The 18,902-nt window shown below is 47.1% G+C and carries 28 protein-coding genes and 2 pseudogenes; 15 read left to right on the top strand and 15 right to left on the bottom strand.

Features of this window, described 5'->3' with window-relative positions; all coding sequences use genetic code 11:
• Positions 1 to 5 precede the first annotated feature (5 nt).
• The 5 genes from JFQ59_RS11675 to JFQ59_RS11655 are packed head-to-tail and all read right to left on the bottom strand — an operon-like array spanning position 6 to position 2,741.
• Positions 6 to 986 carry an isocitrate/isopropylmalate family dehydrogenase gene (locus JFQ59_RS11675; RefSeq protein ID WP_202320681.1) on the bottom strand — a complete coding sequence of 327 codons (981 nt, stop codon included), beginning with the start codon at positions 984 to 986 and terminating at the stop codon, positions 6 to 8.
• Positions 983 to 1,468, bottom strand: coding sequence for a 3-isopropylmalate dehydratase small subunit (locus tag JFQ59_RS11670; RefSeq protein ID WP_202320680.1), 486 nt, complete (start codon positions 1,466 to 1,468; stop codon positions 983 to 985). The genes JFQ59_RS11675 and JFQ59_RS11670 overlap by 4 nt, the downstream gene beginning before the upstream one ends.
• Positions 1,469 to 1,499: 31 nt before the next feature.
• Positions 1,500 to 2,093, bottom strand: a complete 594-nt coding sequence (locus tag JFQ59_RS11665) for a VIT1/CCC1 transporter family protein (RefSeq protein WP_202320679.1) — start codon at positions 2,091 to 2,093, stop codon at positions 1,500 to 1,502.
• Positions 2,090 to 2,506 carry a hypothetical protein gene (locus JFQ59_RS11660; protein ID WP_202320678.1) on the bottom strand — a complete coding sequence of 139 codons (417 nt, stop codon included), beginning with the start codon at positions 2,504 to 2,506 and terminating at the stop codon, positions 2,090 to 2,092. The genes JFQ59_RS11665 and JFQ59_RS11660 overlap by 4 nt, the downstream gene beginning before the upstream one ends.
• A gap of 1 nt (position 2,507) precedes the next feature.
• Positions 2,508 to 2,741 carry a NifU family protein gene (locus JFQ59_RS11655; RefSeq protein WP_202320677.1) on the bottom strand — a complete coding sequence of 78 codons (234 nt, stop codon included), beginning with the start codon at positions 2,739 to 2,741 and terminating at the stop codon, positions 2,508 to 2,510.
• 113 nt (positions 2,742 to 2,854) lie between these two features.
• Here JFQ59_RS11655 and JFQ59_RS11650 point away from each other — a divergent pair, with 113 nt between their 5' ends.
• The 6 genes from JFQ59_RS11650 to JFQ59_RS11625 all read left to right on the top strand — a co-directional run bounded on the left by JFQ59_RS11650 (position 2,855) and on the right by JFQ59_RS11625 (position 7,948).
• Positions 2,855 to 4,228 carry a lactate racemase domain-containing protein gene (locus JFQ59_RS11650; protein WP_202320676.1) on the top strand — a complete coding sequence of 458 codons (1,374 nt, stop codon included), beginning with the start codon at positions 2,855 to 2,857 and terminating at the stop codon, positions 4,226 to 4,228.
• A 67-nt stretch (positions 4,229 to 4,295) separates the two neighbouring features.
• Positions 4,296 to 5,030 (top strand): helix-turn-helix transcriptional regulator, encoded by a 735-nt coding sequence (locus tag JFQ59_RS11645; RefSeq protein ID WP_202320675.1) that lies wholly within the window; start codon positions 4,296 to 4,298, stop codon positions 5,028 to 5,030.
• A gap of 102 nt (positions 5,031 to 5,132) precedes the next feature.
• The gene (locus tag JFQ59_RS11640) at positions 5,133 to 6,401 is read left to right on the top strand and encodes a hypothetical protein (RefSeq protein WP_202320674.1); all 1,269 of its coding nucleotides are present in this window, start codon (positions 5,133 to 5,135) and stop codon (positions 6,399 to 6,401) included.
• A gap of 2 nt (positions 6,402 to 6,403) precedes the next feature.
• A complete protein-coding gene (locus JFQ59_RS11635; protein ID WP_202320673.1) occupies positions 6,404 to 6,835 on the top strand; it encodes a hypothetical protein in 432 nt (143 codons plus the stop codon).
• On the top strand, positions 6,832 to 7,467 hold the full coding sequence (locus tag JFQ59_RS11630; RefSeq protein WP_202320672.1) for a hypothetical protein: 636 nt from the start codon (positions 6,832 to 6,834) through the stop codon (positions 7,465 to 7,467). Before JFQ59_RS11635 ends, JFQ59_RS11630 begins: the two co-directional genes overlap by 4 nt.
• A 40-nt stretch (positions 7,468 to 7,507) precedes the next feature.
• Positions 7,508 to 7,948, top strand: coding sequence for a hypothetical protein (locus JFQ59_RS11625; protein ID WP_202320671.1), 441 nt, complete (start codon positions 7,508 to 7,510; stop codon positions 7,946 to 7,948).
• A gap of 88 nt (positions 7,949 to 8,036) precedes the next feature.
• Here JFQ59_RS11625 and JFQ59_RS11620 read toward each other — a convergent pair.
• Positions 8,037 to 8,158 (bottom strand): annotated as a pseudogene (locus JFQ59_RS11620) (IS481-like element ISA0963-7 family transposase); the annotation flags it as partial.
• A gap of 246 nt (positions 8,159 to 8,404) precedes the next feature.
• Between JFQ59_RS11620 and JFQ59_RS11615 the strand changes: the two are divergent.
• The 5 genes from JFQ59_RS11615 (at position 8,405) to JFQ59_RS11595 (ending at position 11,659) form a co-directional block, all read left to right on the top strand.
• A complete protein-coding gene (locus JFQ59_RS11615; protein ID WP_202320670.1) occupies positions 8,405 to 8,683 on the top strand; it encodes a hypothetical protein in 279 nt (92 codons plus the stop codon).
• Positions 8,684 to 8,692: 9 nt separating this feature from the next.
• The gene (locus JFQ59_RS11610) at positions 8,693 to 9,421 is read left to right on the top strand and encodes a hypothetical protein (protein ID WP_202320669.1); all 729 of its coding nucleotides are present in this window, start codon (positions 8,693 to 8,695) and stop codon (positions 9,419 to 9,421) included.
• Complete coding sequence (locus JFQ59_RS11605) at positions 9,411 to 9,794, top strand: hypothetical protein (protein WP_202320668.1); 384 nt, start codon at positions 9,411 to 9,413, stop codon at positions 9,792 to 9,794. The genes JFQ59_RS11610 and JFQ59_RS11605 overlap by 11 nt, the downstream gene beginning before the upstream one ends.
• A 298-nt stretch (positions 9,795 to 10,092) precedes the next feature.
• Positions 10,093 to 10,770, top strand: coding sequence for a DUF6345 domain-containing protein (locus JFQ59_RS11600; RefSeq protein WP_230972493.1), 678 nt, complete (start codon positions 10,093 to 10,095; stop codon positions 10,768 to 10,770).
• A gap of 4 nt (positions 10,771 to 10,774) precedes the next feature.
• Positions 10,775 to 11,659, top strand: coding sequence for a hypothetical protein (locus JFQ59_RS11595; RefSeq protein ID WP_202320667.1), 885 nt, complete (start codon positions 10,775 to 10,777; stop codon positions 11,657 to 11,659).
• 28 nt (positions 11,660 to 11,687) lie between these two features.
• On the opposite strand, the pseudogene JFQ59_RS11590 reads toward JFQ59_RS11595, so the two are convergent.
• Positions 11,688 to 11,942: pseudogene (locus JFQ59_RS11590) on the bottom strand (peroxidase family protein); the annotation flags it as partial.
• A gap of 248 nt (positions 11,943 to 12,190) precedes the next feature.
• Here JFQ59_RS11590 and JFQ59_RS11585 point away from each other — a divergent pair.
• Both JFQ59_RS11585 and JFQ59_RS11580 read left to right on the top strand, forming a co-directional pair.
• The gene (locus JFQ59_RS11585) at positions 12,191 to 12,370 is read left to right on the top strand and encodes a hypothetical protein (protein ID WP_202320666.1); all 180 of its coding nucleotides are present in this window, start codon (positions 12,191 to 12,193) and stop codon (positions 12,368 to 12,370) included.
• A gap of 81 nt (positions 12,371 to 12,451) precedes the next feature.
• Positions 12,452 to 12,853: a hypothetical protein gene (locus JFQ59_RS11580; protein ID WP_202320665.1), complete on the top strand. Its 402-nt coding sequence runs from the start codon at positions 12,452 to 12,454 to the stop codon at positions 12,851 to 12,853.
• A 176-nt stretch (positions 12,854 to 13,029) separates the two neighbouring features.
• Here JFQ59_RS11580 and JFQ59_RS11575 read toward each other — a convergent pair whose 3' ends face one another.
• Positions 13,030 to 13,176, bottom strand: a complete 147-nt coding sequence (locus JFQ59_RS11575) for a hypothetical protein (RefSeq protein WP_202320664.1) — start codon at positions 13,174 to 13,176, stop codon at positions 13,030 to 13,032.
• Between the two features lie 48 nt (positions 13,177 to 13,224).
• Here JFQ59_RS11575 and JFQ59_RS11570 point away from each other — a divergent pair, with 48 nt between their 5' ends.
• Together JFQ59_RS11570 and JFQ59_RS12620 are read left to right on the top strand one after the other, a co-directional pair.
• Positions 13,225 to 13,530, top strand: coding sequence for a hypothetical protein (locus JFQ59_RS11570; RefSeq protein ID WP_202320663.1), 306 nt, complete (start codon positions 13,225 to 13,227; stop codon positions 13,528 to 13,530).
• Positions 13,527 to 13,661, top strand: a complete 135-nt coding sequence (locus JFQ59_RS12620) for a hypothetical protein (RefSeq protein WP_269140591.1) — start codon at positions 13,527 to 13,529, stop codon at positions 13,659 to 13,661. The genes JFQ59_RS11570 and JFQ59_RS12620 overlap by 4 nt, the downstream gene beginning before the upstream one ends.
• 91 nt (positions 13,662 to 13,752) lie before the next feature.
• Here the strand turns inward: JFQ59_RS12620 and JFQ59_RS11565 are convergent, their stop codons facing one another.
• From JFQ59_RS11565 to JFQ59_RS11535, 7 genes are read right to left on the bottom strand one after another with little or no spacing between them, the layout of a single operon-like run.
• Positions 13,753 to 14,373: a Dph6-related ATP pyrophosphatase gene (locus JFQ59_RS11565; protein WP_202320662.1), complete on the bottom strand. Its 621-nt coding sequence runs from the start codon at positions 14,371 to 14,373 to the stop codon at positions 13,753 to 13,755.
• Positions 14,370 to 14,759 (bottom strand): sirohydrochlorin cobaltochelatase, encoded by a 390-nt coding sequence (gene cbiX / locus JFQ59_RS11560; RefSeq protein WP_202320661.1) that lies wholly within the window; start codon positions 14,757 to 14,759, stop codon positions 14,370 to 14,372. The genes JFQ59_RS11565 and cbiX overlap by 4 nt, the downstream gene beginning before the upstream one ends.
• Entirely contained in the window at positions 14,756 to 15,334 is a 579-nt protein-coding gene (locus tag JFQ59_RS11555; RefSeq protein ID WP_202320660.1) for a cobalt-precorrin-7 (C(5))-methyltransferase, read from the bottom strand. The genes cbiX and JFQ59_RS11555 overlap by 4 nt, the downstream gene beginning before the upstream one ends.
• On the bottom strand, positions 15,288 to 16,202 hold the full coding sequence (locus tag JFQ59_RS11550; RefSeq protein WP_202320659.1) for a cobalt-precorrin-5B (C(1))-methyltransferase: 915 nt from the start codon (positions 16,200 to 16,202) through the stop codon (positions 15,288 to 15,290). Before JFQ59_RS11550 ends, JFQ59_RS11555 begins: the two co-directional genes overlap by 47 nt.
• Positions 16,183 to 17,523, bottom strand: coding sequence for a precorrin-3B C(17)-methyltransferase (gene cobJ, locus JFQ59_RS11545; protein ID WP_202320658.1), 1,341 nt, complete (start codon positions 17,521 to 17,523; stop codon positions 16,183 to 16,185). The genes JFQ59_RS11550 and cobJ overlap by 20 nt, the downstream gene beginning before the upstream one ends.
• The gene (locus JFQ59_RS11540; protein WP_202320657.1) at positions 17,498 to 18,220 is read right to left on the bottom strand and encodes a cobalamin biosynthesis protein; all 723 of its coding nucleotides are present in this window, start codon (positions 18,218 to 18,220) and stop codon (positions 17,498 to 17,500) included. The genes cobJ and JFQ59_RS11540 overlap by 26 nt, the downstream gene beginning before the upstream one ends.
• Entirely contained in the window at positions 18,195 to 18,899 is a 705-nt protein-coding gene (locus JFQ59_RS11535) for a cobalt-precorrin-4/precorrin-4 C(11)-methyltransferase (RefSeq protein ID WP_202320656.1), read from the bottom strand. Before JFQ59_RS11535 ends, JFQ59_RS11540 begins: the two co-directional genes overlap by 26 nt.
• Positions 18,900 to 18,902: the final 3 nt, after the last annotated feature.

Raw genomic sequence — 18,902 nt, 5'->3', positions numbered from 1 at the left:
TAAATCTAATCCAACAGAAGGGCAACTTCGTTAGCAAATTCCATCGTTTTCAGATTGCCTCCAAGATCGGGAGTTGTTTTTCCAGATTCTATAACCCTCTCCACAGCCTCTTCAATCTTTCTTGCCTCGTCAAGATACCCGAAATGCCGGAGCATCATGCATGCTGTGAGAATCATTGCCGTTGGATTCGCAATGCCTCTGCCTGCTATATCGAAAGCCGCACCGTGCACAGGCTCAAATATCGCATTTTTCTCACCAACGTTGGCAGAAGGGGCCAAACCAAGCCCACCAACCAGTCCTGCCGCAAGATCCGAGACAATATCTCCAAACATGTTGGTCGTCACAATGACGTCAAACCTGAAGGGATCCATCACGAGGTACATGCAGGCGGCATCGATGTAATAATCATTGAACTCTATATCCGGATACTCAGAAGCGACATCCCTGCACACCTCTCTGAAAAGTCCACATGTCTTCTTCATTACGTTGGCCTTATGCAATGCGGTAACCTTTTTTCTCCTTTCCCTCTTTGCAAGCTCGAACGCATACTTCGCAATTCTTTCCGAGGCCCTTCTCGTTATCACCCTGACTGCCTCAGCCACCCCATCAAACTCAAACTCAAAGCCCCTATAGAGGCACTCGGTGTTTTCCCTTACCACCACAATGTCGAGCCCCGGATAGAGGCACCTTATCCCCTTTATGGCTTTGGCCGGCCTGATGTTTGCAAATGTATTGAGTTCCTGTCTCAACCTGACAATTACATCGGCAGCGGTTTCACCCGCTGCACCAAACAGAACCGCATCACTCCTTCTGCACGCTTCAAGAGTCTCTTCGGGTAAAGCTTTACCGTACCTCTCAAGAGCCCCATCTCCGGCATCGTAATACTCAAAGGTGAAGGGGAGATCCAGCTTTTCCAGAATCAGCATAGCCGCTTCCATCACTTCATTTCCAATACCATCCCCGGGTATAACGGCAATTCTTTTCATGCTCTATCCCTCAGACTCCGTGCAAAATTAACAAGACCTCCCTTGTCCAGTATATCCCTCAGAAACTCCGGCAGCGGGGCAATTGAATACTTCTCATCTCTGGTTCTGTTGAAAACAACCCCCCTTTCGTAGTCCACATCAATATCGTCCCCGTCATTTATTTTATCGGCATCTCTGCATTCAATAACCTTCAAACCGATGTTTATTGCGTTCCTGAAGAAGATCCTTGCGTATGATTTTGCTATCACCGCCTCAATTCCCGTAGCTTTCAGTGCCAGTGGAGCATGCTCTCTGCTGCTCCCACATCCGAAGTTCTCTCCGGCAACAACAAAATCGCCCTTCTTTACCTCACTGGCAAATTCAGGTCTCAGATTCTCGAATACGTGTTTTGCCAGCTCCTCGGGATCATTTATAACAAGGTACTTTCCCTGAATGATCACATCCGTGTCAATGTCATTCCCAAACTTCCAGGCTCTTCCCATGTGCTAAGTTGGGGGAGAATTAAAAAATGTTTCATATGAAGTGGCTTGGGCTAAGCAGGGTTACTATGACAGCCGTAAGAACTCCCGCCAGAAGCATCCTCAAACCGCTCAAAATCACATTAAACCTTGCGATTTTTCCCATCACCGCCCCGACAACGAAAAGGCTGAAAAAGCCCAGGCAGACAGAAGCCACAAAGGCTTCATCTAAGGGTAAGAACACGTACGGGGCTATCGGAATCATTGCAGCAATTATGGGGGCAATTCCGTGAACCAGTGAGGATACGTAAGCCGCAAACCTGTGCGCTCTGTCGATCGTACACTCTCTGGAGTTCACAAGCAGGGCCTTATCCTTTTCATCCTTGATAATTTTTTGTTCAATCCTTTCCGCCTCAAAAGCCCCCCACGAGCTTGAGATTCCCAAAGCCAGTGCCGCTGCGACTCCTGCAGAGATTATGAGTCTCGAGCTTATCTCACCAACCATATGTGCACCGATTATCAGCCCAAGAACCGTAAGAACCCCATCAAAGAAACCTATAACGAAATATCTCCTGGACACCGAGGTTATGTCGGTCATCTCGCTGTAAAGTTTCAAATCCTCCCTGTACTTCCTTATTTTTTCCCTCATCGCACTACGTTAAGTATTTCCTCAAAATTAAAATTCATAGACGACAGTTTTTTCCTGGCATTCGACAAAGCCATGGATTGAAAACTGCTGTCCCTGGCTTTTTTCAGTAAAGCTTCGAATTCAATTTTTGTGAGCAGATTCTTCAGGAAATCAATTAGTTCGTATCTGCCAAGAACTTCCACTTCCTGCTTCCCCACAAAATTGAAGTTAACAAAGATTCGAGCCTCATTCTTCCAGCATTTTTCGCATTCTGAGATAAGTATCTTTTCCCCATTCTTCTCGAACCATAGTTTCTGAAACATCAGTCCCCCGCAGTCACAGAACCCACCAAAAAGCTGTTCCTGAACTTCCTCACACTCGTATACAGTATCCTCTAAAATTACCTTCTTCAAAGGCTCGATCAGCCTTATCATATTAAACAGGTACTATTTTCTTGACTTCCGGAACCTTGGTCCTGAGATGCCTCTCAACGAATGCCGTGAGAGTGATCATTGACATCGGGCATCCGCCGCATGCACCCAGAAGCTGAATTTTTACTGTGCCAGTTTCCTCGTCAACATCAACTACTGCGATGTTTCCTCCATCTCTCATCAGAGCGGGTCTTATGTCCTTCTCGACAACCTCTTCCACTTTCTCTCGTAGTGACATGATTTCAATTCTTCACCCAGAAATAATAAGTTTTTGGTGTCGATATCAAGACTGAATGTTTCCAGGCTAAAGATGTTCCGAAAGTTTAATCTTCTACTCTGTAAATATTTTTCATGAAAATTTCGCTGCCTTTCGGGAATCGATGGGTTGAGGCGGAATTTCCCGAACATGCAAAGACCATATCTCCCGGATACGGGTTTTCAAAGCTCAGCCCTGTAGAGAACCAGGAAAAGGAGATATTAAACGGCATCAGTTACCCCCTTGATACCGAGCCGCTCAGAAATGTGGCAAAGAAAGGATGGAAAATTACCATTGCCTTTGACGATCCTACAGTGCCCTGCTATGCTCCTGTGTGGAACACTGCACTGAAAGCAACTGTCAGAGAACTGAAGGCCGCAGGAGTTGATATGAAGGACGTCAGCCTTCTATGTGCCAATGCTCTTCACAGGAAGTTCAGAATATGGGAGGTTGAAAAAATACTCGGTGATGTGGTGAAGATGTTCTCAGGCAGAATTTACTGTCACGACGCCGAGGATAGGAGGAGAATCGTGAAGCTTGGAGAAACTCAAGACGGTTATCCCGTGGAGATAAACAGGGCCGTTGCTGACTCCGATCTCACCATATACGTCAACACCTTCGCATCTGCCTTCAACGGTGGGTGGAAGTCCATCTGCGTTGGTCTTGCCACATGGGAGACAATACGGTGCCACCACACTCCGGACTACATGTCCATGTCTGCTGAGAGAAACATGATGCACGATATCCTGAACAGAATGGGTGAGGTCGTTAAGTCCGAAATAAGGAGGGACATTTTCAAGATTGAGACTGTTATGGCAAATCCTCTTCAGGTTCACGCTGTGTTTTCCGGAACCATTGACAGGTGCAGAGAGGAGGTTCTGAAAATCTGGAGGAGGAGAGCTAAGAGGCGAAGGGATCTGCTCAAGGAAAAGGTAGATGTCGTGTGCTATGGAGTTCCAGAGTGGAGTCCGTATGCGGCCTTTTCAAAGATGAACCCCGTACTAACACTGCTTTCAACGGGTCTGGGCTATCTCGGTGGAGTAGTGGAGGGACTGGGAAAGAAAGGCTGCGATGTTATCCTTGCCACCCCATGTCCCGATCAGTGGGACAGGACAGCCCATGCCCCATATCCCGAGATCTGGGAGATACTTGGTGATCTGAGGGATCCGTACGAAATCATGGAGAGATACGAAAACCACTTTGCCAGTCACACCGAATACATTTCAAAATACCGCAACCACTACTCCTTCCATCCCGTTCACGGCCTGATGGCGACTTTCCCGCTTAAAAGGCTGAAACATGCTGGAAGGGTAATTGTGGCAGGAATCGAGAATCCGAAGCTCGCAGAGCACATTGGATTCCTTCACGCACCCACAGTTGAGGACGCTGTAGAGATGGCTCAGGAGCAGCACGGGAAGGATGCGAGTATTGCTGTGGTAAAATACCCAATGATCGTCAGCAGGCAGTGAGTGGTAGCGGTGCCGGACTTTGACACTTGTCAGCAAAAATTATAAGTTTTGTTCACAACTAAGATCAATGCCCCTTGGACCACCAAAAATCGAGATGCTGTGGTTGCTGAGAAATCCCAGAAACCTTGGCGAGCTGTCGGAGCTGATTGGTAAATCAAAGCAGGCGACGCTGCACCACCTCAAGCCCCTACTGGAGCTCGGACTCGTGGAAAGGATGAGAAGTGGAGTTTACAGGACGTCCAAGCTGGGACAGATCTTATTTGAATTCGGCACGAGATTGGAGAAGTTTGAACGGGTTGTCAAGGCTGCAGGAAGATTTTTCATTGAACACGAGTTATCAGCGATCCCGACGGAGATATTTGAGAACATCTACATGCTCGACGGATGCCGGATAAACGTGAGAGAGAATCCCTACGAGCTCGGGGAAGTAGAGGGAATTTTAGCTGACTCAGACTGGGTCAAGGGTCTGTCGTCAGTATATCACGAGAGGTTTCCAGAGTTTTTCGCAAGTCTGACTGATGGCAGAAATGTGGAACTGGTCTTAACCAAGGACGTTTTCAATGTAGTGGTTGAGAGAGCTAAAGCCAAGCTGAACGAGTTCCTAAAGCGGGGAAAAATGTACGTCTGCGATAACGTCAGACTCGCTTTCGTTGTGGCTGAAAGAGGCTTTGCTTTAGCCTTGTACAGGCTTGACGGGGTTTACGATGCCCAGAACATCCTGATTTGCAGGACGGAAGATGCTGTGAGATGGGGCTTGAGGCTCTTTGAATATTACAGGTCGATATCGCGGGAAATTAAGTGATTAGCTGAACGTTAAGTAATTCGCTTAACGTTCAGCATTTTACTTAATGTTAAAATAAAAGCTTAACGAAAAATTTAAGTTCTCGCTATGCTATGTGTGATCATGAATAAAGCGAAGTTGGGACTGATTATACTGGCGCTCGTAGCCGTGCCAAATGCACTGGCAACAAAAACGGACTTTTACGCAGGAATTCCCGTTAAAGCTATCACGAACGAGCACGGCTACATGCTTGTCGATATGAGAACCAACCAGACGATCCTCTACTTCAACCACACAGCCATCAACGAGAATCTGGATGGCAAACCATCCATAACGAAGGATGAGGCGATTGAGATGGCTGAAGAGCTGTGTGGTGAAGCTTACACGCTCGTCAGGGTTACTGAAAATCCTTACGACTACGACATTCAATTTGAGAGACGGGTTAATGGAATAGCCGTTTTCGGCGAGGACTGCTACGTTGTTGTGAACAGGATGACGGGCAAGATCGCAGCTTACAGGAAGATACCCGTCGAAGAAGTAAAGGTTGAACAAGTCGTTAAACTGAAGAAGGAAGAGGTTCTGAAAATCGCAAAAGCGAGAGATGCGAAGCTCTACATAGTTCCCGGCTTCGGTGTCGTGTGGTTTACCGACGGTGATGCTGTGGATGCTGTTAGTGGAAAAATCGTGAGCGATGAAATGAAGAGGATTATGGCGGAGAAGTATAAAACGACGGTGGATTTCGGAAAGCTTGAGCGCGAGGTTTGGGTGGGAGAAATTAAGTCCAAGGCAGATTCGAAAGGAATAGACAATGATCAGGGGGCTGTTTTCAGAGCTGACGACGAAATGTGCAAGGACGACATTGACGCTGCTGAAGCTTCGATGGAGACTTCGTATAGTTACTGGTATCCTTGGTCGTGGGATGACGATGCAGATGATTACGATGTAGTAAGTAGTGACAGCACCGTGAACTACATTCTTGGCCATTTTGAAGCAGTTTACTACTCCGGACATGGAAACCGCTACTGCATAGCTCTGGGAGGGACTGGAAGCAGCAGTACATACTGCACGAATGACATAGCAAACAACAGGCAGACAAGACTCTTCGTGGTCTCAGCATGCTACGCTGGTGGAAACAGCTTTGGGGACAGGCTTGCTCAGAACGGAGTGGGATGTGTTATAGGTGCATCTGGCGAGATAGCGGACATCCAGTACTGGTGGGGGTATTCGGCCTGTGCAGACTGGGCCGGCAGGTTCTGGGACTGGGCGACAGGGAACGTTAACGTAGCCTATCAGAAAACAGCCCACGAGGCGAGGATCGCAGCGAACACGGCTGTTTGGAAGAAGGACTGCAACCTCGACAGCGAAAAAGGTTACTGTAACATCTACATCTGACCATGCTGCTCGAGATATACTTATCCAACTTCCTTAATCTGATTGGCGGAGCGGGCGTGGTGATCTACGCCATCTCGATAGCGCTCCTCTACACATCGTTTATCACAGCCTTCGCAGCCATCAGAAATGTCGAGCTACAAACAAAACGCTTGCCCGCTGTCCTCGCGGTAACAATCTTCGTTCACTTCGCAGTCATGGTTGCGACTACCTACCCGCTCATAGCGCTCGGCCGGGTGCTTTCGGAAAAGGTGGCTGCAACATTTCTTGGCATCCCAGTGAACGCGATCCTTGGCGTCGCCGCCAGCCTCGCCTACAAAAAGTGCAACCACTTGGAAGTCATCATCTTCTGGGTCATCGCGGGCTTGATCCTCGACGTAATCGCCCTGCAGCTTCACGGCGAGGTGTTCATCGCACATCCGAAGATGATAGAATGAGCTCGAGGAGAAAGTACGCTGTAATGTCCGTACTCTCCGCCCTCGCCTTCGCTACAATCTTTGCGGTGAGCTACTACGCATCAGAGGCGGACGAATTGATATCTGCCAGAGCAATCTTCAAAGTGTACGTGTACAAAGTTGAAGTAGGCGAGAAAAACTGCACACTCTACGTTCCGATTCCGGCCAGAGATGGCAGGGTGTTGGAGTTTGCCGACGTCGTCAACGCTCCTAAGAACTGGTCGATCGTTGACACCAAATACGGGAGAATGCTTAAAATAGAGGGTGATTTTGAGGCGTACGCACTCTCAGAGAAGCCGATAAATCTCAGCAACGCCTTCCTACTCCGTCCGAGGTTCGGAGGAGGGAGTGCCTACACCACCTACATCTACTCCACCTGCAACACATCAATCAAGATCAGGCTCGTTGGCTACAATGAGTGGTGGGAGGAGAGGGGAATTTGGAAGAAGAAGGTCAAATGGTGGGAGTGCTATCAGGATGTTGTGGATGTAGAAGTTGTGGCAGGCTGGACGGTGGTTGAGGGGGAATTGGTAGCAAAGAAATGCTACAGTGCAAAGTGCATAGAGGAGTGTCTGGGCAAGAGTCGAAGCGAACAACGCCGCATGGTTCTGTGATTTGGACAGGGAGGTTGGGAACTGCAACATATACATTTAAGTGAAATTTATGCTCTTCAACTTTTTAATCCCTGCAATCCCGCTTCCATTTGCTGTTTACGTGGCTTTACTACCATCGTCATCCTACGTTGTCAACACACTCTTTCTGCTGGTATATTCGCGGCTGTTTAATGCGGAATTCAACGATAGAAGACTTCCACCCATCACAATATTACTCGTGTTAACTGATTTTCTCTCGCTTCTCATCCTTGTGTTTGCATCCAGAATTCCATACACGCTTTACAAGACGTTTTCAGTACCAGCAGATTTGACTTCCTACTTTCTGCTGGGGTTTATCTGCGCTGTTGAAGGATTAGTTCTTGCCAGTCTTTCGTCATTAGCATTTCTCAGCGTGGATAAAAAGACCTTGTCCGTCTCTTGGATTCTCGCGAATACGATTTCGAGTTTCGTGTATATTGCCTTGGGAGGTGTGTTACCGTGAATATACGAGCACGAACTGTATGCGGACGGGGTCTGATTGAATTTTACACTTTCTCTTCACCAAACCACCTCCTTACAAACCACATAATCTATGAAAGCTTATACCAGAACACATTGCATGGCTCATCCCATCCAGACTTCTGTGGGGCTTAACTTCATTATGCCATCTTACAACTGCATCAACTGAACCAAATTTATCAGCTCTTCTCTTTCATTTGAGCCATAGCTTCAATATTCTCAGTATATCCTTGTTGGTAGCTTCCTCACGTTGCAGATTTGTTCGGATGTAAAGTTATTAGAGGTTGTGTGGATTGGTGCTTTTGACGAAGCAGCAGTTTCGGAGATCCTTGAACTCCCAGAGCATGTGAGTGCCATAGTGATTAAGCAGATCGCTTAACGTTCAGCATTTTACTTAATGTTAAAATAAAAGCTTAACGATAGATTTATATGCTACATTGTGAACATATATCTGGGTAGTGATACGGTCAAAAGACCGAAGATTTGGATCGTCATATTAGTTGTACCAGCGATTTTGACAACTGCGATGGCAGACGACACAAATAACAGAGAAGTAGGAGTAGAGTGGGTGGAGGAATACAACGGACACGGAAGCAACGTTAGAGCAGCTTACATATCCACATGCAGCAACCAGAACGACTACCTCCCGGGATTCGGAAGTGTTGGAGACGATGAAAATCCGCCTTCCTGCTTAGTGTATGGCTACTGGGAGTGCTGAGGTGGTAGAATGAGGAAGTTCGTTGCCGGACTTGCGCTCTGCTTGCTGCTTGTAGTGGTTGCTGCTGGAAATTATTGGGGCGAAAGCAAAGAAATGGAAGTTTTGGTAATACTACCACCAGATATCAGCGCTGAAGAACTTTCCGATAAGCTTGGCGTAGAGAAGTCAGATGTTTTTGAATACAAACAGGGGTACCTGAAGTACTTCTCCAAAGATGCGTTCGAGTGCGAAGACTTCGACGAGGTTGATTACGCATCTGCTGCCAGAAACTATCTGGCCAAACTAAAGCTGGAGCCGAAACTCAGCTACGAGTTCAGTGGAATCGCAGAGGACGGAAAGATTTTCGCGTACAGAAACGGAACCATCAGGAAGTGTATAACAAACAAACACGTGAACTTCCAGATGTACTACAAAGGAATCAAGCTCTTCGGTCCGGGGGCAAAGGTTAGGGTGTACTTCAGCGGTAACGGTGTGAGTGGAGTGATAACCCAGTTGTGGAACGTGAAGGCTGTGGGAAAGGTCGGGATACTGGACAGAGATGTCGCAGTAAAGGAGTTGAAGGGGTGCAATGTTAAGTCAATCGAACTCGTCTACTTCGTCCCGCTGCCGGAGGGTGACAGAACATACATCTACCCGGCTTACGCCATCAGATGCGTGCATGAGGGAGTGGAAATCGGAAAGATCGTTCCAGCCGTACCGATCTCGGAACTCGAGGAGGTCACGAGCGGTGAAGGCTAAACATCTTTTAATTTTGGTTGGCCTGAGCTTGGCGTTTGGCTTAATAGCACTGGTAGTAATGCACGGATCCGAAAACGTGAAGGTGTCATCGAACCTGTGTGATCCTAAAAAGGATGTCGTCCTGAACTTCGTCGATGATGCACTGTCGAAAGATCTCGGCATTCTGACGCTGATGATAGATGACGAGTACTACAAGTGGCTGAAGAACAACACGGGGTGGATTGAGGTAGAGTACAAGTCAGGAGACGTCAAAAAGGTTCTGATATTCAAGAGCGGGAAGATGGGCGTTATTGCTGTTCTCAGGGAGGGATGGTACTGCTACGGGTTAAATGGAAGTGATGTGGATGTGCTGTTCGAGCAGGCCTGCGGCTGATTTTTGGTTGTGGTAACTTTTTAGCATAATGTAAGTGCTCCGTCTGTTCAGGGAGTTGAACTGCTATCCTGCGGATGTAGATTACCGCTGTTAAGCAGATCGCTTAACGTTCAGCTAACACCTTAACGTTCAACATTTTACTTAATGTTAAAATAAAAGCTTAACGATAATTTTAAATAGCATAAAGTTAACAGGTATCAGGGTGGTGACGTGACCGGGAGAGTTAAGGTATGCATCGCAATGTTGGCAATCTTATGTAATATAGGTAACGACATTAGCTTACGATGTTGGAGCGGCGATGTCTTTCTCAGAAGACCCAAATGATGTATGGTTCAACAGTATAAGACAGTTCGTAGAGATAATATCAGATGAAACTGGATGGATTCAACACTTTTTAAGAGATTACCCAAAAGTCGGACCATATATGTGGACTGAGGAAGAAAATGGTGGGAGAGACAACAATTACGCCGACTGGACAGAGTTGTCCTTAGTGCTGGGGCATGGTTGCGTTGTAGTTTATCCAGATGGTACAAAAAAGAGTGCAATAGGATTTGCAGACAAAGGCTGTGCAGTTCCAGATGATATTAGACTGGGTTATTCCAGTCCAGATGGTTTTGGATACAGTGTGTGGACCTTCATAATACAGTGCAGCATTCTGGAGGATGAGTATGTTACGGAGTGGCTCCAATCTTTGCAGGGAATACACATGGTTTTAGGTTTCGCCAGCACCGCAACAATCAGTAACGCCGATTTTCCGGAATTGGCTTACAGATTGACGGGGACAGGTGGTTATAGTAGAGAGAAGGTCGAGAATGCGTTTTTCAGCACATTTCTCAAGGCGGACGGTGTGCATAACAATAACAGGGCGAGGATCATAGCCGAGAACTCAGATGTACTTGAAAACAACTATCTGTACAGCTTAGAAAGAGTGCCGGTTGATGGGGAAAAGATAATCGTTACGGGCTGGGTAGGGTGAGAACATGCAGAAGCACATTATCGTTGCAATTGTGGTTGTTGCACTGGCTATTTTGACCTTCCACTTTCTGCCCTTTCCAGATGCCGAACAGTTCAACCTTATCGATCCAGAAAAAACTGCGATACTGAGACCGGTGGTTTACTACAATCTTCCGAACGGAAGTGTGATAGAGGTGAAGGACAAAAACCCTTTCCCGTTCACGATTGAGCTGGTTGAAAACGTCAAAAATCTGAAGGTGCCAGAGACGATCGAAGTGTACAGCTACGAAGTTTACCAGAAACCGGATGAAGTGTTCAGGATGGCTAAATCTTTTGGTGTGTCTGCAGACAAACTGTACTACAACAAAGTTACGAAGGCCTATCTTTACAATGACGATAAATTGAATTTCGAGTACTACGCATCAACTGGATATTTCAGGGTGATCTTCAAAACCCCGAGGGAGGCAACAACTTTTCTCAAAAGCTCGGGATTGCTCGATTATGAATATAAAGAAATCAAAAAGGAGCACGGAACTTTCTTCGCCAGAACCTTTAACGGCTTTTCATCCAACATCGGCGTGTTTGTGAAATTCGACAAAGCTGGGGTTAGAAGTGTCGAAGGGTTGCTCCTAAAGGATGTTCAGCCCAAAGGCAGGTATAAAGTTCTTCCGGTCGTGGACATCCCGGAAAAGCTGGCTGAAAGGGTTAAGGGGGATGTCAAGGCGGATGACTGGTATTTAAGCAACATCGCCTTCACGAAGCTAACGATCACCAATGTCTCGCTCGTTTACACAATCACTCCAGACGGCATACTGCCGGTTTACAGGCTTCATGGTAAATACGCGGTTGAGTATGACGGGATTAAAGATTCGGGAGAAGTTGACGGACGAATCGTTGCTGTATTGCCCTAATTTTTTGAACCGAAAAGCTGGGTGTGAGATATGCGTGACCTCCTCCTATTAACGCAACTGTCTCCTCATCGTTTATTCCCATCCTGGCAAAAATGTACCGTATTTCCTCAGCGGACCTTTTTGGATCAGACACTCCTCCAGGTCCGGCTGGATTTACGTAAATGAGCCCCATTTCCGTAGCAGAATACGGCTCCCTAAACTCCTTCTTCTCGAAACGACGCCCAGACGTGAGCATCTCCTCTTCGGGACCCCAGTCTGGACTTTCGTCAGGTTCGTATATGTCCGTCGTGAATTCTGTCCGAAATTCACAAGCCAAAAATCCTGTGAGCTCCTCATAAGCCTCTGTATCCTGAAATAATTTCACTCCTCAACCAAACCTCTCCATTTGGGTATTTACGTCACTGCGCCCCTCCTCGGCGCTTATTGAACGATTGAACAACACTAATGCTTTGGTTTTGAACGGTTTGAACATTCCAATCTGAAAAATTTCCCAGTTTTATTTCTCCGCTTCATGTAAACATTGGAATTTGCATGATAAAAAAGGCAATGATCGTATTGCTTGCAGTGTCCATAGCCGTGGTTTCGGCAACATTCGAGAACAGATCCGATCTGATTGAGATTGGCGAAATTAAAGATGACAAGATCCGTGAAACTGTGGAAAAAGCTCTCGAAGATGGTGAGTTGACCGTTGATGAACTTAAAACGACATGAAAGCCAAGATACTCGTAGCGGAAAATTCTGAAGTTGCTGAAAAAGCTGCACCCCGACTATAATCTGATCATCGGAGGTGAAATGGCATCCAAACTTGACGAAAAGCTCAAAGAAGAGTTCAAGAAAAAATACGGCTACCTTCCAGAAGAGACAGGTAAGAAGCTGAGTGTCGATGAGATGAGAAAACTCGCTGCTGAAGGAGAGCTCGTGTTTGACAGAGCCTGCTTTGCAGACGGTAAGGGATGCAGCGGTCCCGGTAACCCCCTTAGCCCACCCTACGCTGATGAGAACGGGAAGATATTTGTGATCACGTACTCAGCCAGCGACGATCAGCACGCTCCGGCAGGAGGTGTACACTGGGATGACGTTGTTTCCGGAACTGAGCCTTTTGAGCGTGATTTTTTTGTTGACATCATACGTGGTGGCTGCTACAACTGCTGGGATGCGAGCGGGGTAGATTACAATCTTTCGCCCTCACTTTAAGATTTCGAGAGTGATATTGATCACGGAACTTACAATACCGTGGTAATAGGGTGGGTTGGGTACAGTGATTACTACAAAGCCATAGCTCGGATAGATTGTACCATTCTGTCGTTGCGGAAAGTAGGCCGCCCTGGTTCCCAAATTATCCAAACGATGCTGCTGTGCAACATGAAATTTCACACAATTTTGATGCTGAAGACGGAGAGTGCACAGATCAGTGTCAAGGAGAGTGTGTGATGAACTACTTCTATGCCTGGCTCGGGACAGAGAAGTGGTGCCTCTACCATGGTGTTGAGGTCATGTTTGGTGTCTGGGGCCCACATAGTCCTTGGAATGTAAAATAAAAATTTATTATTTATTGCGGTGAAACTATGAATGAGAGGATAAAAATCACACTTGTTGCGTTTACAGTACTGCCGGTCATTCAAATCCTCATCTTTCCGGTTTTGACCTATGTAGTCGGGTACATCCTTGTGAGTATCGAGTATTACACCGCTCCAGTCGGCCCTCTCGACTACAGCATCCACAACAGAGATAACGCAAGCCATACCGTTTACATTGAGATAGCAAAAGCCGGAAGCGGGGAGATCATATACAGAGCTAACCACACCGTAGGTCCGAAGGAGTGGATAGATTCCAAACCGATAACAAACGAGGCCGGGAGATACAGGGTGTGAAGGTCGTCGTGGATGGCAAGGTCAAAGATGAGAGGTGCCTATGCATAGAGAGACTTACCGGAGGTGCGGCCATAGTCATCGAGCGATTAAACGGGAAACTGGCCGTCCACATTTCACAGCTCACCGCCTGATGGTATCAAAGCCAAATTAATGATGCCCAGAAAGCAGTAGAGTGTTTAACTGGCTTCACACCATGAAACCACCTGTCCGTCATTTAGCCAGCTAAACTTTTATCCCGAAATGCCAGTATTTTTCGCTTTCAAACGGTTCGGTAAAGCTGAATTCAAGCCTTCTCCTGAACAGTGGCCCATCAACGACAAGTGTGTGGAATTCTCCATCCTCACCGCATGGGTCGATGTTTCTCCTGATCAATTCATCTACAAGATCGCTGTCAAACCTTCTGCCAAGCAGATCCCTGAACTCCTTCTTCGCAGCGATGACGTACGCCTCAAACCCAGCATTTATGAACTCTTCAGCCAGATTTCTGGTGTTCTCACCCCACAGTGGGAAAACTGGCCTAACATCCACCTCACTACAGACTCTCTCAATCCAGAGTTTATGCTCTTCAAGATAAATGTCGCCAAATATCGCTTTTCTGACTCCGAGTCTCCCAAACAGACTCTTCAGTCTTCTTTCGTATTCCTCCCAGGTTGTCTCCTCGAGCACCATGTTTATCCCGATGCATTTTTCCTGTGCTTTTACAACCTCTGCATTGATACCATGTGCCCTTGCCTTTCCATGCTGCATCATGCAGATCAGATGGTTCACTTCCTCCTCCTTCAGAGCTCTCCACACTGCGAGACAGCTGTCCTTCCCACCGCTCCACATCGCAACCGTTGTCATTTTTTCTCCCTCCCTATCCTGAATACCGAGTTGAGGATAGCATATGTAACGAAATAGTCCTCTCCAATTGGCTCACAGATTACAACCTTCTTTCCATCGAACTCGCCCTCTTTGATTCCCTCCCCATGCGTAAATCCGAGCATGTCAGGCAGATCTTCGGTTACATGAAGCCCGTAAGAGATGAAAAGGGGGACAACAAAGACTATATCGCAGTCCATTTCCCTTATCGCCTCGTCAGGCATTGGTCTCCTTTTTCTTGCAGCAAAAGCGATTTTGACCACATCAAATGCGCCGCTTTCTTCAATTCTCTTTTTATGCAACTCCATAACCTTCCTGTAATGATTGAGCTGGCTTCCATGGCCCACAATAAGCAAACCTTTCCTCATCCTACCACCTCCTTCTCAACAAATACGATGGCATGGTCAGACATGATTTCTCCATCAACAGCCATGCCCTCCCAAACTCTCTCACCACCCATACACAGATTTTCGAGAATCACAACTCTTCTCCTTCCAAGCTTCGAAATGGCAAATCCTCTGTCTGCCAAAATTAGCAGATGTCTGTACCTTACCAGTTCAAACAGCTCCTCATCAAACTCCCTAGCATGGCAGTCAACAACGGCGACTTCCGTCAGATCCACCTTCAACCTGGATAAGGCAACCTGTACACTCGAGATTCCTGGCTCTATAATGACGTCGTAATCCCTCAGCATTCTGCCAAGCCCGGCAACCATTGGGTCACCGGTTGAGATGATTACAACCTTTCTGCCTGCGGCCTCTTCCAGCAACCTCTCAAACTCCTGCATACTGAATTTTCTCAGAATCCTGACCCTATCATCTTTCACCCCAACAATATCGATGGCTCTTTTGCTACCGCAGATGATGTCGGCCTGCCGTATTAATTCCGCAGCTCTCTCAGTTACCTGCTTTTTGCATATTCCAGATCCAATTATCCAGATCATCCCCGATTACCTCCACCCTTACACCCGCTTTTTTACACTTCTCCCAAATTTTGTCTCTCCCCCCTGCCCATATTGACAATATGCCCGGAAATCCAACCACTACCTTCTCCCCCGGATGTTCCAGAGCCTCATCGATATGAACACCGAACACAAAAGGCTGATATTCAGGAAATTTCCTGATAGAGTAAAGCCACGCCTTTCTACCTGTTGTAATCGTGATTTTTTCATACTGCATTGCAATCTTGAGCTTGGTTTCCACAAGCCTCCTGCACCACGGTTCCACAAACCCGGTAGTGCCGAGTATCGAGATCCCACCCTCTACGCCAGCCCTTTTATTGCCAGTTTTCATTGCAATTTTCCTGCCCTCGGGTATTGAAACCATTACTCCCCCTGTAAAACCGTACTTTCTTGAACAACTTAGAAAATTCTCCTGAATCTGCATCAGAGCAGATTTACTCACAGCCTTTCTTTTTATTTCTCCCCTAACGAATTCTCCCACTCCTTCTCCGAATTTCACCCCCCTGCCATCCGTTACCTCTGCCTCAATAACAAGTCCATCGGTCACATCGAATTCGTGGTCTCCGGAGAACTTTCTCACCCTCGCAAAACCCCCGCCAGCCACCTCCACCTTAACATCCACAGGTATACCTGCCGGTGTGGTGATCTTTACTTTCTTAACATCTTCGTACAAAGAAGATATCGCAGCCACCACGGCCGCAGACGCTGTAGTACCGGTTGTTATTCCCCTCCTCAAAAATCCGTCCTCCGTAAGGATGTAAAGTCCTGATTTTACCTTTCTCACTATTTCTTCATCGCAGTTGTGCCACTCCCGGGGGTACTCGTAAAGCTCAATCGGGTCTCTCAGCATGCTCAATCAAACAGTTGACTATCGCCACACAGATGCCGCTACCACCTCTCGCCCCCTCAGTCGTCACGGACGGGATATCAAGGCGTCTGATCATCTCTTTGGACTCAGCGGCATTAACGAAACCGACAGGAGTGGCTACAATGAACCTTGGCGGATACCTACTGGCAATATCACACAAAGCCAGAGCAGCAGATGGGGAGTTGCCGATTGCAACTACGCTGTCCCTTACAAGCTCTTTAATTCTTTTCAACCCGGATGCTGTTTTGGTTTCACTGCCATCGGCGAAGTCAACTGCGGAAATTGCCTCTCTCCTTAACCCCACCCTGACCATGTGGACATCGGTTATAATCCTGCAACCCTCCTTTATCGCCCTTACTCCCTCCTCTGTATCTCCCACAAATCTCAGAAAATCCTTTATCCCGACATCTCCAGTTGTAGCTATGCATCTCCTTACTATATCCCCCCTGAGCCCGTCTTCACCATGAAAACCTTTCAGTATCTCCTCGCTCCTCCTTGCAATCTCCCTGGCTTCTTCAGTCACCGCACCCATCCTCGGTACCTCTTCCTTTCTCACCACCCCGTACTTCCTTGAATATCCCCTCGGAGTGAACATTGTTCCGCCCACAACTCTGGTCTCCGAGTTTCCAACGATGAGGATCGTGCTCATATCCACATCATCAATTTCAGAAAGTCTTTTGATTTCTACCTTTTGACTCTCTCTGTATGCATTTTTCACAACTCCGACCGTTACATCGCCTCTGAACTTTCTGATCAGTTCCACAGCTCTTCTGAGATTTCTCTTCCTTCTTCTGCTTGAAGGGTTGTAGATCGCTATAACGAAATTTCCGTTCAAGGCGTGGATAAGTCTCTGCTCTACGACATACCATGGAATCAGTAAATCGCTCAAACTTACAACCGCAAAATCTCCGCAAATCGGAGATCCAAGCAAAGAGGATGCAGCAGAAACCGCCGTAACTCCAGGAATTGCTTCTATTTCTATATTTATCCCGTTTTCCACCACATACTCCACTACCAGCGGTAAAATTCCGTATATAGACGGATCTCCTCCACTTATCAGTGAGACGACGTGGTTTTTTGCAAGCTCAACTGCGATCCTGACTCTCTCCAGCTCTTTTCTCATCGGTGTTGTTATAACCTTTTTTTCTTCAGCTAAATCAGAAATCCTCTCAACATAGGTTCTGTAACCCACCACATACTCGGATTCTCTTATGGCCTCCATTGCCCTCAGCGTCATCATGGCCCTGCTTCCGGGACCTATACCAACCACATACAGCTTACCTCGCAATGGCAACGGTGACACCTCCGTAAACTCTTTTAGGTAGCAAAAGCTCTCCGGTATTGGAGCTAAAAATCGCACAGGCCTCTGCAACGTTTCTGACTCCGATTTTTACCGCCTCAGTTTCTCTGATGTCCATTGCGTTTATCTCTTCTGCGCTGACAAAAATGAGCGGTCTCTTGAACCTGTCTGCAACATCCACGATCACACTCCCCTTTTTCGCCTCTACTGTTGCGATTACCCTGACGTCCTCAATTCCTGCACCCACCTCTTCAAGAGCGAGATTTATGGCCCTTATGATATCTTCCGCTTCCACATCCCTTCTGAACCCTACACCAACACTTAGACCGTGAGAAAACTCCATGGCAGTTGTTATCACAGCCTCAATACCTGCGGACTCAAGAACTCTCGCTACTTCGTTGCCGCCATGATGTCCGCCCATCAGCACAACGGCATGTTTTAAGGGCTTGTCCAGAACGATGACGGCAGGATCGACCCATTTTCCCTTCAATTTTCCGCATAACCCTCTCACGACAATACCTGCAGCCAGGTATGCGATTATGCACCCGTAATTTAGGAGAGAATCCCAGATATCTTGCGAGTAGTAGATGAACTCGGCAGAATATCTCTCATCAAGAATATCCTTTAGCGGTTTGAGCTTATCTCTATCCTTTTTAAAGCAGAGGATGGCAATTTTACGAGTAGAGATATGACCTCTCATTGTACCCCTCTACAACCTTTCCAACAATTATCGTGGCTGTCCTCTTAATCCCCCTTTTCCTCACCTCGTCGGCAATTTTTCCGAGATTCGATACTATTCTAACCTCATCCTTCCGTGAAGCATGAAACACAACTGCACACGGTTCATCCCATCCCCTAACCCCTGCAATCTTTTCTGCAATGTACTCTATCCTATCGACTCCAAGCAGAATGACCAGCGTAAGGGGGAGTCTGGCCAGCTCGTCCAGATGATCTTTTTTCAGAGTTTTACCCGACGGTCTTACAATCGCAACCCCCTCTGTTAGAGGGGAGGTCAGTTCTATTCCAAGGGAAGATGCTGAGGCGAAAACACTGCTAACCCCCGGGATGATCTCACACTCAATTCCTCTCTTTCTCAGCTCTCTGATCTGCTCCCAGACAGACCCAAAAATTGACGGGTCGCCACTCTGCACCCTCACTACCTTTCTTCCTTTTCTCAAATTTCTTTCAATAGTTTCTGTAATCTCCTCAAGGGACATACCATGGCTGTTCACCTTTTCGGCCTTGAATTCCCGCAGAAAATCTTCATCGATGATCGATCCAGGGTAGATTATTAAATCCGCCTCTTTCAGTAGTTTATAAGCCTTCAATGTTAGCAGCTCAACGTTTCCGGGTCCGAATCCGACGAAGTAAACCTTCATTCC

The sequence above is a fragment of the Archaeoglobus neptunius genome (assembly GCF_016757965.1).
In the GTDB taxonomy this organism is placed as follows: Archaea; Halobacteriota; Archaeoglobi; order Archaeoglobales; family Archaeoglobaceae; genus Archaeoglobus; species Archaeoglobus neptunius.
Note: the sequence above shows the minus strand (reverse complement) of the source record. Positions and strands in the feature narration are given on the sequence as shown.

Bases quoted from the DNA above. Each gene is read 5' to 3' on its own strand.
- JFQ59_RS11675 (WP_202320681.1), bottom strand. From the start codon at position 986: ATGAAAAGAATTGCCGTTATACCCGGGGATGGTATTGGAAATGAAGTG.
- JFQ59_RS11665 (WP_202320679.1), bottom strand. From the start codon at position 2,093: ATGAGGGAAAAAATAAGGAAGTACAGGGAGGATTTGAAACTTTACAGC.
- JFQ59_RS11660 (WP_202320678.1), bottom strand. From the start codon at position 2,506: ATGATAAGGCTGATCGAGCCTTTGAAGAAGGTAATTTTAGAGGATACT.
- JFQ59_RS11565 (WP_202320662.1), bottom strand. From the start codon at position 14,373: ATGACAACGGTTGCGATGTGGAGCGGTGGGAAGGACAGCTGTCTCGCA.
- JFQ59_RS11610 (WP_202320669.1), top strand. From the start codon at position 8,693: ATGAGGAAGTTCGTTGCCGGACTTGCGCTCTGCTTGCTGCTTGTAGTG.
- JFQ59_RS11650 (WP_202320676.1), top strand. From the start codon at position 2,855: ATGAAAATTTCGCTGCCTTTCGGGAATCGATGGGTTGAGGCGGAATTT.
- JFQ59_RS11655 (WP_202320677.1), bottom strand. From the start codon at position 2,741: ATGTCACTACGAGAGAAAGTGGAAGAGGTTGTCGAGAAGGACATAAGA.
- JFQ59_RS11540 (WP_202320657.1), bottom strand. From the start codon at position 18,220: ATGAGAGGTCATATCTCTACTCGTAAAATTGCCATCCTCTGCTTTAAA.
- JFQ59_RS11585 (WP_202320666.1), top strand. From the start codon at position 12,191: ATGATAAAAAAGGCAATGATCGTATTGCTTGCAGTGTCCATAGCCGTG.
- JFQ59_RS11645 (WP_202320675.1), top strand. From the start codon at position 4,296: ATGCCCCTTGGACCACCAAAAATCGAGATGCTGTGGTTGCTGAGAAAT.
- JFQ59_RS11555 (WP_202320660.1), bottom strand. From the start codon at position 15,334: ATGATCTGGATAATTGGATCTGGAATATGCAAAAAGCAGGTAACTGAG.
- JFQ59_RS11575 (WP_202320664.1), bottom strand. From the start codon at position 13,176: ATGTGGGCCCCAGACACCAAACATGACCTCAACACCATGGTAGAGGCA.
- JFQ59_RS11580 (WP_202320665.1), top strand. From the start codon at position 12,452: ATGGCATCCAAACTTGACGAAAAGCTCAAAGAAGAGTTCAAGAAAAAA.
- JFQ59_RS11640 (WP_202320674.1), top strand. From the start codon at position 5,133: ATGAATAAAGCGAAGTTGGGACTGATTATACTGGCGCTCGTAGCCGTG.
- JFQ59_RS11670 (WP_202320680.1), bottom strand. From the start codon at position 1,468: ATGGGAAGAGCCTGGAAGTTTGGGAATGACATTGACACGGATGTGATC.
- JFQ59_RS11635 (WP_202320673.1), top strand. From the start codon at position 6,404: ATGCTGCTCGAGATATACTTATCCAACTTCCTTAATCTGATTGGCGGA.
- JFQ59_RS11630 (WP_202320672.1), top strand. From the start codon at position 6,832: ATGAGCTCGAGGAGAAAGTACGCTGTAATGTCCGTACTCTCCGCCCTC.
- cbiX (WP_202320661.1), bottom strand. From the start codon at position 14,759: ATGAGGAAAGGTTTGCTTATTGTGGGCCATGGAAGCCAGCTCAATCAT.
- JFQ59_RS11600 (WP_230972493.1), top strand. From the start codon at position 10,093: ATGTCTTTCTCAGAAGACCCAAATGATGTATGGTTCAACAGTATAAGA.
- JFQ59_RS11535 (WP_202320656.1), bottom strand. From the start codon at position 18,899: ATGAAGGTTTACTTCGTCGGATTCGGACCCGGAAACGTTGAGCTGCTA.
- JFQ59_RS11595 (WP_202320667.1), top strand. From the start codon at position 10,775: ATGCAGAAGCACATTATCGTTGCAATTGTGGTTGTTGCACTGGCTATT.
- JFQ59_RS11570 (WP_202320663.1), top strand. From the start codon at position 13,225: ATGAATGAGAGGATAAAAATCACACTTGTTGCGTTTACAGTACTGCCG.
- JFQ59_RS11550 (WP_202320659.1), bottom strand. From the start codon at position 16,202: ATGCTGAGAGACCCGATTGAGCTTTACGAGTACCCCCGGGAGTGGCAC.